The organism is Nocardia terpenica (genome assembly GCF_013186535.1).
GTDB classification, from domain to species: Bacteria; Actinomycetota; Actinomycetes; order Mycobacteriales; family Mycobacteriaceae; genus Nocardia; species Nocardia terpenica.
Genome location: NZ_JABMCZ010000003.1, coordinates 2,348,663 through 2,364,009 on the forward strand (window position 1 = coordinate 2,348,663; position 15,347 = coordinate 2,364,009).

The 15,347-nt window shown below is 66.9% G+C and carries 16 protein-coding genes; 11 read left to right on the forward strand and 5 right to left on the reverse strand.

Annotation, left to right across the window (positions count from 1 at the left end; translation table 11 throughout):
* Window positions 1-61: 61 nt before the first annotated feature.
* Together HPY32_RS32460 and HPY32_RS32465 are read right to left on the reverse strand one after the other, a co-directional pair.
* Complete coding sequence (locus HPY32_RS32460) at window positions 62-2,557, reverse strand: ATP-binding protein (RefSeq protein WP_067578585.1); 2,496 nt, start codon at window positions 2,555-2,557, stop codon at window positions 62-64.
* Window positions 2,554-2,703, reverse strand: a complete 150-nt coding sequence (locus HPY32_RS32465) for a hypothetical protein (protein WP_156673893.1) — start codon at window positions 2,701-2,703, stop codon at window positions 2,554-2,556. The genes HPY32_RS32460 and HPY32_RS32465 overlap by 4 nt, the downstream gene beginning before the upstream one ends.
* Window positions 2,704-2,968: 265 nt before the next feature.
* Between HPY32_RS32465 and HPY32_RS45065 the strand changes: the two genes are divergently transcribed.
* Genes HPY32_RS45065 through HPY32_RS32485 form a run of 5 tightly spaced genes read left to right on the forward strand, consistent with a single transcriptional unit; the run spans window position 2,969 to window position 7,896 of the window.
* Window positions 2,969-3,076 carry a potassium-transporting ATPase gene (locus tag HPY32_RS45065; RefSeq protein ID WP_231951331.1) on the forward strand — a complete coding sequence of 36 codons (108 nt, stop codon included), beginning with the start codon at window positions 2,969-2,971 and terminating at the stop codon, window positions 3,074-3,076.
* Window positions 3,073-3,159: a K(+)-transporting ATPase subunit F gene (kdpF, locus tag HPY32_RS45070; protein ID WP_269456487.1), complete on the forward strand. Its 87-nt coding sequence runs from the start codon at window positions 3,073-3,075 to the stop codon at window positions 3,157-3,159. Before HPY32_RS45065 ends, kdpF begins: the two co-directional genes overlap by 4 nt.
* Complete coding sequence (gene kdpA / locus HPY32_RS32475; protein ID WP_067578588.1) at window positions 3,160-4,833, forward strand: potassium-transporting ATPase subunit KdpA; 1,674 nt, start codon at window positions 3,160-3,162, stop codon at window positions 4,831-4,833.
* Window position 4,834: 1 nt separating this feature from the next.
* Window positions 4,835-6,988: a potassium-transporting ATPase subunit KdpB gene (kdpB, locus tag HPY32_RS32480; protein WP_067578590.1), complete on the forward strand. Its 2,154-nt coding sequence runs from the start codon at window positions 4,835-4,837 to the stop codon at window positions 6,986-6,988.
* Complete coding sequence (locus HPY32_RS32485) at window positions 6,988-7,896, forward strand: potassium-transporting ATPase subunit C (protein ID WP_067578592.1); 909 nt, start codon at window positions 6,988-6,990, stop codon at window positions 7,894-7,896. Before kdpB ends, HPY32_RS32485 begins: the two co-directional genes overlap by 1 nt.
* A gap of 89 nt (window positions 7,897-7,985) precedes the next feature.
* Here HPY32_RS32485 and HPY32_RS32490 read toward each other — a convergent pair whose 3' ends face one another.
* The 3 genes from HPY32_RS32490 to HPY32_RS32500 all read right to left on the reverse strand — a co-directional run bounded on the left by HPY32_RS32490 (window position 7,986) and on the right by HPY32_RS32500 (window position 10,068).
* Complete coding sequence (locus tag HPY32_RS32490) at window positions 7,986-8,303, reverse strand: helix-turn-helix domain-containing protein (protein WP_067578593.1); 318 nt, start codon at window positions 8,301-8,303, stop codon at window positions 7,986-7,988.
* Window positions 8,300-8,665, reverse strand: coding sequence for a type II toxin-antitoxin system RelE/ParE family toxin (locus HPY32_RS32495; protein ID WP_067578595.1), 366 nt, complete (start codon window positions 8,663-8,665; stop codon window positions 8,300-8,302). The genes HPY32_RS32490 and HPY32_RS32495 overlap by 4 nt, the downstream gene beginning before the upstream one ends.
* Before the next feature lie 176 nt (window positions 8,666-8,841).
* Window positions 8,842-10,068, reverse strand: a complete 1,227-nt coding sequence (locus tag HPY32_RS32500; RefSeq protein WP_067578596.1) for a L,D-transpeptidase — start codon at window positions 10,066-10,068, stop codon at window positions 8,842-8,844.
* Between the two features lie 309 nt (window positions 10,069-10,377).
* Here HPY32_RS32500 and HPY32_RS32505 point away from each other — a divergent pair, with 309 nt between their 5' ends.
* The 6 genes from HPY32_RS32505 (at window position 10,378) to thpD (ending at window position 15,297) form a co-directional block, all read left to right on the forward strand.
* Window positions 10,378-11,088 (forward strand): response regulator transcription factor, encoded by a 711-nt coding sequence (locus tag HPY32_RS32505; RefSeq protein ID WP_067578598.1) that lies wholly within the window; start codon window positions 10,378-10,380, stop codon window positions 11,086-11,088.
* A gap of 88 nt (window positions 11,089-11,176) precedes the next feature.
* The gene (locus HPY32_RS32510) at window positions 11,177-12,103 is read left to right on the forward strand and encodes a HAMP domain-containing sensor histidine kinase (protein WP_067578600.1); all 927 of its coding nucleotides are present in this window, start codon (window positions 11,177-11,179) and stop codon (window positions 12,101-12,103) included.
* Between the two features lie 87 nt (window positions 12,104-12,190).
* Complete coding sequence (gene ectA / locus HPY32_RS32515) at window positions 12,191-12,745, forward strand: diaminobutyrate acetyltransferase (protein WP_082871066.1); 555 nt, start codon at window positions 12,191-12,193, stop codon at window positions 12,743-12,745.
* Window positions 12,732-13,994, forward strand: a complete 1,263-nt coding sequence (gene ectB, locus HPY32_RS32520; RefSeq protein WP_067578602.1) for a diaminobutyrate--2-oxoglutarate transaminase — start codon at window positions 12,732-12,734, stop codon at window positions 13,992-13,994. The genes ectA and ectB overlap by 14 nt, the downstream gene beginning before the upstream one ends.
* A gap of 2 nt (window positions 13,995-13,996) precedes the next feature.
* Window positions 13,997-14,389, forward strand: a complete 393-nt coding sequence (locus HPY32_RS32525; RefSeq protein WP_067578604.1) for an ectoine synthase — start codon at window positions 13,997-13,999, stop codon at window positions 14,387-14,389.
* A gap of 26 nt (window positions 14,390-14,415) precedes the next feature.
* Complete coding sequence (gene thpD / locus HPY32_RS32530) at window positions 14,416-15,297, forward strand: ectoine hydroxylase (RefSeq protein WP_067578606.1); 882 nt, start codon at window positions 14,416-14,418, stop codon at window positions 15,295-15,297.
* Window positions 15,298-15,347: the final 50 nt, after the last annotated feature.

Sequence of the window (15,347 nt, forward strand, 5' to 3'; positions counted from 1 at the left end):
ATCTCCTGTTCTCGATCTGTGTCTGTGTGGGCACGACGAGCAACCCGATCATTGTCGCTCATCATGCCTCCGAGTCGGCCGGTAGATCGACCACCATCGTCAAACCGCCGGCGGGTGTCGGTTCGGCGTGCACGGTTCCGCCCATCGCCTCGACGAAGCCGCGGACCACGGACAGGCCCAGGCCGACACCGGTGGAGTTGTCGCGGTCGCCGAGCCGCTGGAAGGGCTCGAACAGCTGGTCCTCCAGGTCGGTCGGCACGCCGGGACCGGAGTCGACCACCGTGATCGACACGCGGTCGCCGGTGCGTTCGGCGGTCACCCGGATGGGCGAGTCGGCGGGGGAGTAGCGCAGCGCGTTGTCGATCAGGTTGGCCAGCACCCGTTCCAGCAGGCCGCTGTCGGCGAGCACGGAGACGTCGCCGACCTCGACCTTGACCCGGTCCATGGCCGCGCGCCGCAGCCCGCGGGTGCCCATGCCGATGCCGACGACCGTGCGATTGACGACCTCCTCCAGATACACCCGGCGCAGCTGCGGTTTCACCACACCCACCGCGAGCCGCGAGGAGTCCAGCAGGTTGCCGACCAGCCCGGTGAGCTGATCGACCGATTCCTCGATGGTTTCCAGCAATTCGGCGGTGTCCTCGGCGGAGAACTCCACGTCGTCGCTGCGCAGGCTGGACACCGCGGCCTTGGCCGCCGCCAGTGGGGTGCGCAGGTCGTGGCTGACCGCCGACAGCAGCGCGCGGCGCAGCCGGTCGGCCTCGATCACGCTGGCCGCGGCCTGCGCCTCGTCGGACAGCTTGCGCTGGCGCACCAGCCCGGCCGCCTGATTGGCGACCGCGCCCAGCACCAGCCGATCGCCCGGGGTGAGGGCACGGCCGTTGAGTAGCAGCCAGTGCGTGTCGTCGCCCGCCTCGATGGCGGTGTCGGCGTCGGCGACCCGGCGGGCGGGGTTCTCGCCGACGCAGGCGATGACGTCGTCGTCGGTGGCGAAGCTGACCGCGCGCTGGCCGTAGGTCTCGCGGGCGCGCTCGAGCAGATCGTGCAGGTCGGCGCCGTGCAGCACCGAGCCCGCGAACAGGATCAGCAGCTCGGCCTGGCGGGAAGCCTTGCGCGCCTCGCGGGTTCGCTTGTTCGACAGGTCCACCAGCGCCGCGACCGCGACCGCGACCATGGCCATCACCACCACGGTGAGGAAGTTGTTCAGCTCGGCGATGGTGAGGCTGTTGGTGGGCGAGACGAAGAACCAGTTCAGCAGCAGGCCGCCCAGCACCGCCGACAGCGCGGCCGGGGCGACGCCGCCCAGCAGCGAGACCGCGATGACGCCGATGAAATACAGCGCGCTCTCGCCACCCAGGTCCAGGTGCCGGTCCAGCCAGAAGTAGCAGATCGCGGTGATCACGACGGGCGTGAGCAGCGACGCCAGCCAGGAGATCGTCTTGTGTTCCCGCGGCGCCACCGAGGACCAGCGGAACCCGGTCTTGGCCCCCTCGTGGGTGACCATGTGCACGTCGATCTTTCCCGACATCTGCACCACGGTCGAGCCGATGCCCTCGTCCAGGATGCGGGCCCAGCGCGAGCGGCGGGAGGTGCCCAGCACCAGCTGGGTGGCGTTGACCTGGCGGGCGAAGTCCAGCAGCGCGCTCGGCACGTCCTCGCCGGTCACGGTGTGCAGGCTGGCGCCGAGGCTGTTGGCCAGATCGCGCAGCCGCCCCAGCCGCTGCGTGGACACGCCCACCAGTCCGTCGCCGCGCACCACGTGCACCACGATCAGATCGGCGCTGGACTTGGTGGCGATGCGGCTGGCGCGCCGCACGATGGTCTCCGATTCCGGGCCGCCGGTCACCGCGACCACGACCCGCTCGCGGGCCTCCCACAGCTCGGTGATCTTGTGGTCGGCGCGGTACTTCGCCAGCGCGGCGTCGACCTGGTCGGCCAGCCACAGCAGCGCCAATTCCCGCAGCGCCGTGAGGTTTCCGGGCCGGAAGTAGTTGCGCAGCGCGGCGTCCACCTTCTCGGCGGCGTAGACGTTGCCGTGCGAGAGCCTGCGCCGCAACGCCTCCGGCGTGACGTCGACCAGCTCCACCTGATCGGCGCTGCGAACCACCCAGTCCGGCACCGTTTCTCGCTGCACCACGCCGGTGATCTGCTCGACCACGTCGTTGAGGCTCTCCAGGTGCTGCACATTGACCGTGGACACCACGTCGATGCCGGCCTCGAGCAGTTCGTGCACGTCCTGCCAGCGCTTCTCGTTGCGGGAGCCGGGCACGTTGGTGTGCGCCAGTTCGTCGACGAGCACCACCGTGGGCCGCCGCCGCAGCACGGCGTCGACATCGAGTTCCGCGATGGTGGTCTCGCGGTAGGACATCATCTTCGGTGCGACGCGCTCGATGCCTTCCAGCAACTCGGCGGTCTTCTTGCGACCATGGGTCTCCACCACCGCGGCCACCACGTCCCGGCCGCGTTCCAGGCGCCGATGCGCCTCACCGAGCATCGCGTAGGTCTTGCCCACACCGGGGGCGGCGCCCAGGTAGATCCGTAATTGACCGCGTTTCACTCGTCAATCATCGCGCGTGACGTGCGTCGCGAACGCCCCGGCACGCGTGTCCTGGTTTGCGTGCCCGGGTTGGCGAGCACGCGCAGGAGCAGCGCGCAGCCCAGGAAGCCGAGAATCACACACAGCGTGACCGTGAAGTCCGGCACCGTCCCTCTCCTTACTCATCCCGACGCCGGCCGTCACCTGCCGCGGCCGAGCTCACCACTGTCTACCGCCCGCATCCGGAGCTACCGTGGTCTTTACGCCTTCTTGACGGCTGTGACATCGACCTTTATGCCTTTCCGGCGACACACCGGGGTCACCCGTAAGCGGCCCGTCAATCCGGACGTCTGGGACGCTAAGAAGGCGTTAACGGCCTCGAAAACGACCGATATCGACGCTTGACTCACTCCGGCGCATCGCGGGTGCGTCGTGTTCGAAGAGAGGTTCCAACACATGTCTGTCGTGGTGTTCACGGTGCTGACGGTGGCGATTTTCGCGCTGCTCGGCCTGATCCAACGGGGAGTGGAACGGCTGTGACGCAGAACATCATCGGTCTGGTTCTCGCCGTCGCCATCGCCGTGTATCTCATTGCCGCGCTGCTGTTTCCGGAGAGGTTCTAGGTGAACACGACTACCGCAGGGATCGTCTTCGCGGCGGCCCTGGTCATCGCCCTTGCCGTCGTTCATATTCCGTTGGGCGACTACATGTATCGGGTCTACTCCTCGGAGAAGCATTCGCGCGCCGAGCGTGTGATCTACCGCGCCATCGGGGTGCAGCCGGGCGTGGAGCAGACCTGGGCGGTGTATGCCCGCAGTGTGCTGGCCTTCTCGGCGGTCAGCGTGCTGTTCCTGTTCTTCCTGCAACTGGTGCAGGGCAAACTGCCGCTGCACCCGCATGATCCGGGGACCAAGATGTCCGCGGATCTGGCGTGGAACACCGCGATCAGCTTCGTCACCAATACCAACTGGCAGAACTATGCCGGTGAGTCGACGCTGGGGCATATCGTGCAGATGTGCGGCCTGGCGGTGCAGAACTTCGTGTCGGCGGCCGTCGGTATGGCGGTGGCGATCGCGCTGGTGCGTAGCTTCGCCCGTCATCACACCGGCGATCTCGGCAACTTCTGGGTGGATCTGGTGCGGGGAACCATCCGCATTCTGCTGCCGATCGCGTTCGTGTTCGCGATCGTGCTGGTCGCGGGCGGCGTCATCGAGAACTTCCACGTGCTCGACCAGGCCGCGCACACGGTGGGCAACACCGGCGCGCAGACCCTGCCGGGAGGTCCGGTGGCGAGCCAGGAGGTCATCAAGCTGCTGGGGACCAATGGTGGCGGGTTCTTCAATGTGAACTCCGCGCATCCGTTCGAGAACCCCACGGCGTGGACCAATTTCGTCGAGATCTTCCTGCTGCTGGTGATCAGCTTCTCGCTGCCGCGCACCTTCGGGCGCATGGTCGGCAACACCAAGCAGGGCTGGGCGATCCTGTCGGTCATGACCACGCTGGCGCTGTTCAGCCTGGTGCTGCAGAACTTCTTCCAGATGCGGCACCACGGCACCGTGCCCACCGCGGTCGGCGCGGCCATGGAGGGGGTGGAAACCCGCTTCGGGGTGTCGAATTCGGCGACCTTCGCCACCGCGACCACGCTGACCTCCACGGGCGCGGTCGATTCCGCGCACGACTCCTACACCAGCCTCGGCGGCTTGATGACGATGTTCAATATGCAGCTGGGTGAGGTCGCGCCGGGTGGTACCGGTTCGGGTCTGTACGGCATGCTGATCCTGGCCGTGATCACGGTGTTCATCGCGGGCCTGATGGTCGGCCGCACCCCGGAGTACCTGGGTAAGAAGATCACCCCGCGCGAAATCAAGCTGGCCGCTTCGTATTTCCTGGTCAGCCCGCTGATCGTGCTGGTGGGGACCGCCATTGCGATGGCGTTGCCGGGGGAGCGCGCGGGTATGGCGAACACGGGGGCGCACGGATTGTCGGAGGTGCTGTACGCGTTCACCTCCGCGGCCAACAACAACGGCTCGGCGTTCGCGGGCCTGAGCGGCAATACCGTCTGGTGGAATACCGCGCTGGGTCTGGCCATGGTGTTGGGCCGGTTCATTCCGATCGTTTTCGTTCTCGCACTGGCCGGTTCGCTGGCGCAGCAGGGCCACACCCCGGAGTCCGTCGGCACCCTGCCGACGCATCGGCCGCAGTTCGTCGGCATGGTGGCGGGTGTGACGGTCATCCTGGTCGCCCTCACCTTCTTGCCCGCGCTGGCGCTCGGGCCGCTCGCCGAAGGAATTCACTGAAATGACAACCACTCTCGACACCGCTGCGTCGAAACAGCAGCACTCGGCCGAGGCCAAGGGCCGGGTGGCGAGCGGCCTGTTCGATCCCAAGATGCTCGTCAAGTCGCTGCCCGACGCGGTCAGGAAACTGGATCCGCGCACGCTGTGGCGCAATCCGGTGATGCTGATCGTGGAGCTGGGTGCGGTCTGGTCGACCGTGCTCGCGATCTACAAACCGACCTTCTTCGCCTGGGCGATCGTCGTATGGCTGTGGCTGACGGTGATTTTCGCCAACCTGGCCGAGGCCGTCGCCGAGGGGCGCGGCAAGGCCCAGGCCGATACATTGCGCAAGGCCAAGACCGATACCGTCGCGCGGCGGTTGGTGGAATGGCATCCGGGGATCGAGCGCGTCACCGAGGAGAGCGTGGCGGCTCCGGAGTTGCAGCGTGGTGACTATGTCGTGGTCGAGGCCGGGCAGGTGATTCCCGGTGACGGCGATGTGGTGGAAGGTATTGCGTCGGTGGACGAGTCGGCCATCACCGGCGAATCCGCGCCGGTGATCCGGGAGTCCGGTGGTGACCGGTCCGCGGTCACCGGCGGTACCACCGTGCTGTCGGACCGGATCGTCGTGAAGGTCACCCAGGAGCCGGGTGGGTCGTTCATCGACAAGATGATCGCGCTGGTGGAAGGCGCCAGTCGGCAGAAGACGCCGAACGAGATCGCGCTGAACATCCTGCTGGCCGCGCTCACCATCATATTCGTGTTCGCGGTGGCGACCCTGCAGCCGCTGGCGATCTTCTCCAAGGCCGACAACCCCGGTGTCGCCGACAGCCAGTCGCTGGACGTCAACGGTGTGACCGGGATCGTGATGGTGTCGCTGCTGGTGTGCCTGATCCCGACCACCATCGGGGCGTTGCTGTCCGCGATCGGGATCGCGGGCATGGACCGATTGGTGCAGCGCAATGTGCTGGCCATGTCGGGGCGCGCGGTCGAGGCCGCGGGCGATGTGAACACGCTGCTGCTGGACAAGACCGGCACCATCACCCTCGGCAACCGGCAAGCCGCGGACTTCGTGCCGATGCCGGGCGTGACGGCCGACGAGTTGGCCGATGCCGCACAGCTTTCCAGCCTCGCGGACGAGACCCCGGAGGGCCGGTCGATCGTGGTGTACGCCAAGCAGGCGTACAACAAGCGGGAGCGGACTCCCGGTGAGCTGGTCGGGGCCACGTGGGTGGAATTCACCGCGCAGACCCGCATGTCGGGGGTGGACCTGTCCGACGGGCATCAGCTGCGCAAGGGCGCGGCCAGCGCCGTCACGGAATGGGTGCGGTCCTCGGGTGGCGCGGTGCCGGTCGAGCTGGGCCAGACCGTGGACGGGATCTCGGCTTCCGGCGGTACGCCGCTGGTGGTCGGTGAGATCGCCGGTGGCGCCGCGCGGGTGCTGGGCGTCATTCATCTGAAAGACGTTGTGAAGCAAGGCATGCGGGAGCGTTTCGATGAGATGCGCCGCATGGGTATCCGCACGGTGATGATCACCGGGGATAATCCGTTGACCGCGAAGGCGATTGCCGACGAGGCCGGTGTCGACGACTTCCTCGCCGAGGCCACCCCGGAGGACAAGCTGGCCCTGATCCGGAAGGAGCAGGATGGGGGCCGGTTGGTCGCGATGACCGGTGACGGCACCAACGATGCTCCCGCGCTGGCTCAGGCCGATGTGGGTGTGGCGATGAATACCGGGACCTCGGCGGCGAAGGAAGCCGGGAATATGGTGGATCTGGATTCGGATCCGACCAAGCTGATCGAGATCGTGGAGATCGGCAAGCAGTTGCTGATCACGCGGGGCGCGTTGACGACGTTCTCGATCGCCAACGATATCGCCAAGTACTTCGCGATCATTCCGGCGTTGTTCGTGGCGCTGTTCCCGGGGCTGGACGTGTTGAACATTATGCGGTTGCACAGTCCGCAGTCGGCGATCCTGTCGGCGGTGATCTTCAATGCGATCGTCATCGTGCTGTTGATCCCGCTGGCGTTGCGGGGTGTGAACTATCGGCCCTCCAGTGCGTCGAAGTTGTTGAGCCGCAACCTCTACATCTATGGTCTGGGCGGGATCATCGCCCCGTTCATCGGTATCAAGCTGATCGACCTCGTCATCATGTACCTCCCGGGGATGTCCTAATGCGTATGTCAACTTGGATCCGGCAACACCTGGCCGCGCTGCGCGCGCTGCTGGTGCTCACGGTGATCACCGGAATCGTCTACCCGCTGGCGGTGTTCGTGGTCGCGCAGCTGCCCGGCCTGCACGACAAGGCCGACGGCTCGCTGATCACACACGACGGGAAGGTGGTGGGGTCCAGCCTGATCGGGCAGGCGTTCACCGATGGTAAGGGCGGCCCGCTGGTGCAGTACTTCCAGAGCCGCCCCTCCAACTCGGTGCCGTCGGATGGCAGCATTCCCGACGGCTACGACCCGACCAACTCCGCGTTCGGCAATATGGGCCCGGAAAGCGTCGTCGACACCCTCGATACCGACCCGAAGAAGGCGAAACTGAGCCTGCTGTCCACGGTCTGCTCCCGCAGCAAGGCCGTCGGCGACCTCGAGCACGTGGACGGCAGCCGCCCGTTCTGCACCCCCGGCGGGGTCGGCGCGGTGCTGTCGGTCATGGGCCCGCGTGACCTGAAGGGCAACGTGAACAAGCCCACCAAGGTGATCAGCATCAACGAGGCCTGCCCGGCGACGCCGTTCCTCGCCTCGTACAAAGGCGTCAAGGTCGAGTGCGCCACCATCGGCGAAGACTACTCGGCCGGTCGGATCGTCCCCGTCAAGGGCGACACCTCGACCGCCACGGCGGTCCCGACCGACGCCGTCACCGCCTCGGGCTCGGGCCTGGACCCGAACATCTCCCCCGACTACGCGGCCATCCAGGTCGCCCGCGTCGCCCACGCCCGCGGCATCACCCCCGACCAGGTCCGCACCCTGGTCACCGCCCACACCCAGGGCCGAGCCCTAGGCTTCATGGGCGAACCCCGAGTCAACGTCCTGGAACTCAACCTGGCCCTCGACAAGCAGTACCCATTCAAGGGCTGAACCCCGTCCCCGAACAACGCAAAGGCCGCCCCCTCTACCAAAGAGGAGGGCGGCCTTCGCCTTTCGCGCCCGAACCGTATCGGTATTCGTCAGGCGATTGCCGCTATATCGCCGTCTTCGAAGTAGATCGCCTGATGAAGGCGTCCCCCCAGCGCCACGGCATACCGCGCGAGAACATCCTGCCCCGAAATCTGCCCCCGCTCGATCTGCGACACCCGACCTTTGGTAACCCCCATCCGTTCCGCGATCTGCTGCTGGGTAAAACCACGCTGCTTACGGAGCTCGGCCAGCCGATGTCCAACCATCTCCGCCAGCAACTCCTCCTTACCCGCGGCAACGGCCTGCTCACCTCCGGCCCGCTCGACGAATTCCGTTCGGATGTCCTTCCATCGGGAGTATCCGGTCATCGCCGACCCTCTTCTTCCTCTCGCCGCTCCATCAGATACGCCTCGTACCGTTGCTCCGCCAGCGGAATAGCGGTCCGGTACCACGAATTCCACCGATTGCACTTGTCACCGGCCACCAGCAGCACACATGCTCGCCACGGGTCGAACACGAACAGTATGCGGACGGTCCCCGGCCGCAACTCTTTCAAGTTGGGGAGAGTCGATCCGACGATCGTATCGACCAGCGGCCGCCCCAGTCCGGGTCCGAACTCGGCCAGCATGTCGATAGTCTGCACAACTCTCCGATAGTTCGCTTTGTCGAGCTGCATGATCCATTCGCGAACCTCGTTGACAACGTAGATCTCCCGCTCCTGGTCTGCCACGGAGGAGAAGTATAGCTATCACTATACCGAGCGGAAGGTGAATCCGCGATCTTCGCGACAGCGCGCTGGCCTCGATCCCGGCCTGGTTGCTGTCCGCGCGGAATATGCGGAGCCCGCCCGCCCCGCCTCGCCCTGCGGACCGAAGGTCGACTGAGGGCCTGCGCTGGATTCTCGGGTCAGTGCAGGGCGCTGCCGGCGACCCAGTCGTCCCACGGCACGGTCCAGTCGCCGTTGTCCCAGGTTTGCAGGGGTGGGCCGCTGGTGTTGCGGACCTCGACGATGTCGCCGGGGATCGACCAGTTGTAGAACCACTGGGCGTTGGCCTGGTTGAGGTTCAGGCAGCCGTGTGAGGTGTCGGTGTTGCCCTGCGCCCAGACGGTGGTGTCGAGCTGGTGCAGGTAGATGCCGTCGGCGCTGATGCGGGTGGCGTAGTAGATGGCCTCCTTGTAGCCGAGCCGGGAGTTGACCGGCAGGCCGTAGGTGGAGGAGTCCATGATCACCGGATTGCCCTTGTCCATCACGGTGTAGACGCCCGAGGGAGTGTTGAAGTAGATGGTCTTCCCGCCGACCACCTCGCTGCCGCCGCGGCCCATGGAGGTGGGCATGGTGCGGATCAGCTTGCCGTTCTCGTACACCTGGACCTGTTTGGTGTTGTCGTCGGCGATGGACACGTGCGAGGGGCCGATGACGAACGAGGACTTGGAATCCTCCTGGCCGTACAGGCCCGGGCCCAGTTGCGCGCCATAGATATTGGCCTGCACGGTCACCTTCGTGCCCGGCGCCCAGTACTGCTGCGGCCGCCAGTGCGCATTGCGGTCGTCGAGCCAGTACCACGCGCCCTGCACCGGCGGATCGGTGGTGACCGTGAGCCGCTTCTCCGCGGCGGCCCGGTCCGGGATGTTCTCGTCGAAGTGGGCGACGATGACCGTGCCGACGCCGTAGGTGCCGCCGTCGGCCAGCGGCTGCCCGCCGGTGGTGGTCAGATACGCCTTGGTCTGATTGCTCGGCGTGATGGTGGAGAACGTGGCCGTGGTCGGGCCGCTCGGGCCGGAGATCGTCACGCCCTCGGCCTTGACCGTGTAGGTGTGGTCGTAGCCGAGCGGACCGGACGGTTTCCATGCGGTCTTGTCCGGCGTGAAGATGCCGTCCACGGGTTTGCCCTGCTCATTGGTCACGCTCACCGCGGTCAGGACCCCATCGGACGCGCTCACCTCGATCTTGCCCAGCGGGTCGACGTTCTTGCTGCCGTCCCCGGGCGTCACCGAGATGATCGGTGCCGCCGGACCCGGTTTCGCCGGCGTCGAATTCGACGACGAGTCCGGATGGGATGAGCACGCGGCCATCAGCATCACGACCAGGGCGGACCCCAGTGCGATACCGAATCGGCAGCGGCGACCTGACATGGTGTCTCCTGCGCTCGCCGTGCGCCTGGGCGGACGGGCCCCCGCAGCGCACCAATCGCCTAACTGTCTTGACGGGTAGTTTACGGGTCGCCCGCGCGGCCCGGCACTCGAGGTGTTGCCCCAGGTTTACGTGGTGGCCAGCGGGGTACTCCCACTACCGATGTATGTCCCGAGAGCGGTTCGACCGCTGCTGCCGATAGCGGTGCGTAAGGATGCATGAGCTACGGGCCTCGGTCTGCAAGGGTGGAGAGCTATGAGGGAGCGCAGCGACCGATTGATCGACACAGCCAGCGCCGGTGAGGCGGCGGCATGACCGCAAACCTGATGATCGTGGAGGACGACGACCGGGTACGCAGTGCCCTGCGGTTGGCAATGGAGGACGAGGGCTACGACGTCGCCGAGGCCGAGGAGGCCGAGGACGCGCTCGAGCATCTGCGCGACAACGGGGCGCCGGATGTGATGATCGTCGACCTCATGCTGGGAGATATGGACGGCTTCTCCTGCATCCGGGAGATTCGCCGCGATCACGATGTGCCGATCATCGTGGTGAGCGCGCGCGACGACACCCATGACGTGGTGGCGGCGCTGGAGGCGGGGGCCGACGACTTCGTCACCAAGCCGTTCGAGATCAAGGAGATCACCGCCCGCATGCGCGCGCTGCGCCGGCGCGCCCAGCAGTTCGCCGAGCCACCCACCCCGATGGAGGTGGTGCTCGACGCCGATCCCGATGCGCCCCTGCTGCTTTCGCCGGAGGGCGGCACCGTGCGGCGCGGCGACGAGGAACTGCACCTGACGCTCACCGAATTCCGGCTGCTGTGCGAGCTGGCGGAGACCCCGGGCCGGGTGCTGTCGCGCAGCGTGCTGCTGGAAAGAGTCTGGGACCGCGGCTTTTTCGGCGACGAGCGGATCGTGGACGTGCATGTGCGCCGGTTGCGCACCAAGATCGAGCGGGATCCGTCCGAGCCCGCCGTCGTCGTGACGGTGCGCGGGCTCGGCTACCGACTCGATGTTCGGCGATAGGCGTCGTCGCCTGCCTACACGCCAAAGTCTGCGTGGCCGTGCGGTTGTCGCGTTCGCCGCCACCGCCGGTCTGGTTTCCGCACTGCTCGTGGCCGTCGTCGCCGTCGTCGGCCGCGGCGTGTGGGAGACGCTGCTGCTGGGCGCGCTGTGCGGGACCGCGATCGGCGCGATCTTCGGATTATGGCTCAGTAGAAGGCTTCTGGAGCCGTTGCGTCAGGTGACCGGCACGGCCGCACGAATCGCGTCGGGCGAATTGGGCACGCGGCTACCGGATACCGACGATCCGGACCTGGAACCGACTGTGGCGGCGTTCAATACGATGGTCGACTCGTTGCAGCGGCGCATCGATCGCGAGCGGCGGCTGGTCGGCGACGTCAGCCACGAGCTGCGTACCCCGCTGACCACCCTCACCACCAGCGTCGGTGTCATGGCCCGTTACGAGGACGAGTTGCCCGAGCGCTCCCGCCGGGCATTGGCCCTGGTACAGGCCGAACTCGATCATCTGCGTCGTTTGCTGGACGATTTGCTGGCCCTGGCCCGCGCCGAGGCGCGCATGCACGCCGCCGACGCGGAACCGCTGTCGGTCCCCGATCTGCTCACCCACACCCTGGCCGAGCTGCGGTACCCGCCCGACCTGCTGTCGACGGCCACGGGCCGCGACGCCCTGGTCATCGGGCGCAAATTGGAGCTGGAGCGCGCGGTGGTGAACCTGCTGGACAACGCCCAGCGACACGGCGGCGGCGCGGTCGGGGTCGGTGTCGAACGCCGCGGCGACGAGATCATCGTCACAGTCGACGACGCCGGACCCGGTGTCGCAGCCGAGGATCGGGAGCGGATCTTCGACCGTTTCGTCACGGTTCGGCGCAGCCGAAAATCGGGCACCGGCACCGGAATCGGCCTGGCCCTGGTGGCGGAGACCGTCGCCGCGCACGGCGGAACGGTGTCGTGCACGGACCGGCCCGGCGGCGGCGCGCGCTTCACGGTGAAGCTACCCGGTATACCCCGGGAAAAGTGAGGTAACTCACCAAAAACGCCTCTGTAACACGACCGTAAAGTAGCCGATCGGTTTGCCTCAAAGTTCGCGGGCAACCCTGGAATGGTGATGCAGACCCGAACGCTGCCTTCTCCTCCCTCCGAGACCACGACCATCCGCACCCTGCGCCCCGGCGACGGGACCGCGCTGTGGCGGATCGCCGTGGACTCGCAGGTGTTGGACGCGAATTCGAGCTACGCGTACCTGCTCTGGTGTCGTGACTTCGCGGCCACCTCGGTGGTCGCCGAAATCGGTTCCGACATCGCGGGTTTCGTGACGGGTTACTTCCGCCCGCAGGCGCCGGACACGTTGTTCGTCTGGCAGGTCGCCGTCGATCACGCCTACCGCGGCAGGGGAATCGCCGTCTCGATGCTGGAGCGTCTGGTCGACAGCGTTGCCGGGCAGGGGATTTCGGCCCTGGAGACCACGGTCTCGCCGGACAACGCGGCGTCGCTGGCGATGTTCGCCGCGCTGGCGCGCCGCCGCGGTGCGGAACTCACCAGGAGGCAGCTGTTCGGCCCCGAGGATTTTCCGGACGGGCACGAAGCCGAAGACCTGTACCGGATCGCGCCACTGCACACAGTGGCGCAGAGAGAGGAAGGGATCATCGATGACCACCGCTGAGATGACCGTTTTCGAATCATTGGAATCGGACGTACGCGGTTACTGCCGGTCCTGGCCGACAGTGTTCGACACCGCCCGAGGCTCCTGGATCACGGACGCGGGCGGACGCGAGTACCTGGACTTCTTCGCCGGCGCCGGTGCGCTGAACTACGGCCACAACAATCCGGTGCTCAAGACGGCCCTGCTGGATTACATTGGGCGCGACGGCATTACGCACGGCCTGGACATGGCCACCGTCGCCAAGCGGGAGCTGCTGGAAACCATCGAGCAGGTCCTGCTCGATCCGCGCGGACTCGATTACAAGGTGCAGTTCCCCGGACCGACCGGCGCGAACGCCGTCGAGGCCGCGCTCAAGCTGGCGCGCAAGGTGACCGGCCGCACCACGATTCTCAACTTCACCAACGCCTTCCACGGCATGACGCTGGGCGCGCTGTCGGTCACCGGCAACGCGGCTAAGCGCGCCGGCGCGGGCGTGCCGCTGGTGCACGTGAATCCCATGCCCTACGACGGCTACCTGGACGGCGACGAGGGGCTGCAGTGGATGGCGCGGGCCCTCGACGACCACTCCTCGGGCGTGGACAAGCCCGCGGCGGTGATCGTGGAGACCGTGCAGGGCGAGGGCGGCGTCAATGTGGCGCGGCCGGAGTGGCTGCGGCAGCTGTCCGAATTGTGCTCGGCGCGTGGGATTCTGCTGATCGTCGACGATGTGCAGATGGGTTGCGGGCGTACCGGCCCGTTCTTCTCCTTCGAGATCGCCGGTATCACACCGGATATCGTGACGCTGTCGAAGTCGATCGGCGGCTACGGCATGCCGCTGGCGCTGGTGCTGATGCGCCGGGAGCTGGACCAGTGGGCGCCGGGTGAGCACAACGGCACCTTCCGGGGCAACAACCCCGCGTTCGTCACCGCCACGGTGGCGCTGGATCACTACTGGCGCGACGATCGCCTGACGTTGTCGACGATGGCCAAGGGTGAGCGAATCCATGCCGCGTTCGCGTCGTTGGCGGACACTTATGAGGGGGTGTCCACCCGCGGGCGCGGCCTGGTGCACGGGCTGGTGTTCGAGGACGCGTCGCAGGCCGGGAAGGTGAGCAGGATCGCCTTCGAGCAGGGGCTGCTGGTGGAGACCTCCGGCGCCGAGGATCAGGTGGTGAAGCTGCTCCCGCCGCTGACGATTACCGACGACGAACTGGACCACGGCCTGAGCATCCTGGGCCGGGCGGTCGAGACGGCCAGAGGAGGCAACTGACAATGATCGTGCGGACCACCGCGGAGATCACCGGCACCGACCGCGACGTGGCGGCCGAGGGTTGGCGCAGCAAGCGGATCGTGCTCGGCGGCGACGGCGTGGGATTCTCCTTCCACGAGACCACGATCCAGGCCGGGACGGTGCACGAGTTCCACTACGCCAACCACATCGAGGCGGTGTGGCTGGTCGAGGGTGAGGGCACGCTCACCGACCTCGACAACGACGTGACCTACGAGCTGGCCCCGGGCTCGATGTATCTGCTGGACGGGCACGAGCGCCACCGCCTCGAGACCCGCACGCAGATGCGGATGCTGTGCGTGTTCAACCCGCCGGTGACCGGCAAGGAGGTCCACGACGAGAACGGGGTCTACCCCTTGGTCGCGGTGGGCGAGTAAGTTCGGGTGAGGAGGAGAACACTGCAATGACGTTGGCCGACAGTCGAATAGATCGCTACCCGACGCGCACCTCGGCGGCCGCTCCGCCGGGCGAGCGGACCGATCCCACGGTGTGGGGTGCGGTGACCGCGCCGGCGCTGGCGAGCTTCGACGCCGACGGATACGCGATCATCGACGAGTTGCTGTCCACGGAGGAGGTGGCCGCCTTCTCCGCCGAGATCGACCGGCTGGCGGCCGATCCCGAGCTGCGCCTGGACGAGCGGGTGATCATCGAGAAGAAGTCGAACCGGGTGCGGTCGATCTTCGAGGTGCACCGGATCAGCGCCGCGGTGGCGGAGTTGGTGCGCGACGAGCGGGTGGTCGGGCTGGCCCGGCAGGTGCTCGGCTCGGAGGTGTACATCCATCAGAGCCGGGTGAACTACATGCCGGGCTTCGAGGGCACCGGGTTCTATTGGCACTCGGACTTCGAGACCTGGCATGCGGAGGACGGGATGCCGTCGCCGCGGGCGTGCAGTCTGTCGATCGCGCTGACGGATAATTATCCGTTCAACGGGAGCCTGATGGTGATGCCCGGTTCGCATCGGACGTTCGTGCCGTGTCAGGGGGAGACCCCGGCCGACCATTATCGGGAGTCGTTGCGCGAGCAGCAGATCGGGGTGCCGTCGCACGAGCACATCACCGAGCTGGCCGATCGGTACGGTATCGCGCAGTTCACCGGGGCGCGCGGGTCGGCGCTGCTGTTCGACTCGAATATCATGCACGGCTCCGGGAACAACATCACCCCGTTCCCGCGGTCGAACATCTTCCTGGTGTTCAACAGCGTCGAGAACACGCTGAGCGAGCCGTATTCGGCGCCCGCGCGGCGCCCGACCTACATCGCGAGCCGGGACTTCGACCCGGTCCGCTAGAAACCCACGCCCGGCCTCGCCGACTCAGCGGGACGACACTACCGGGCGTA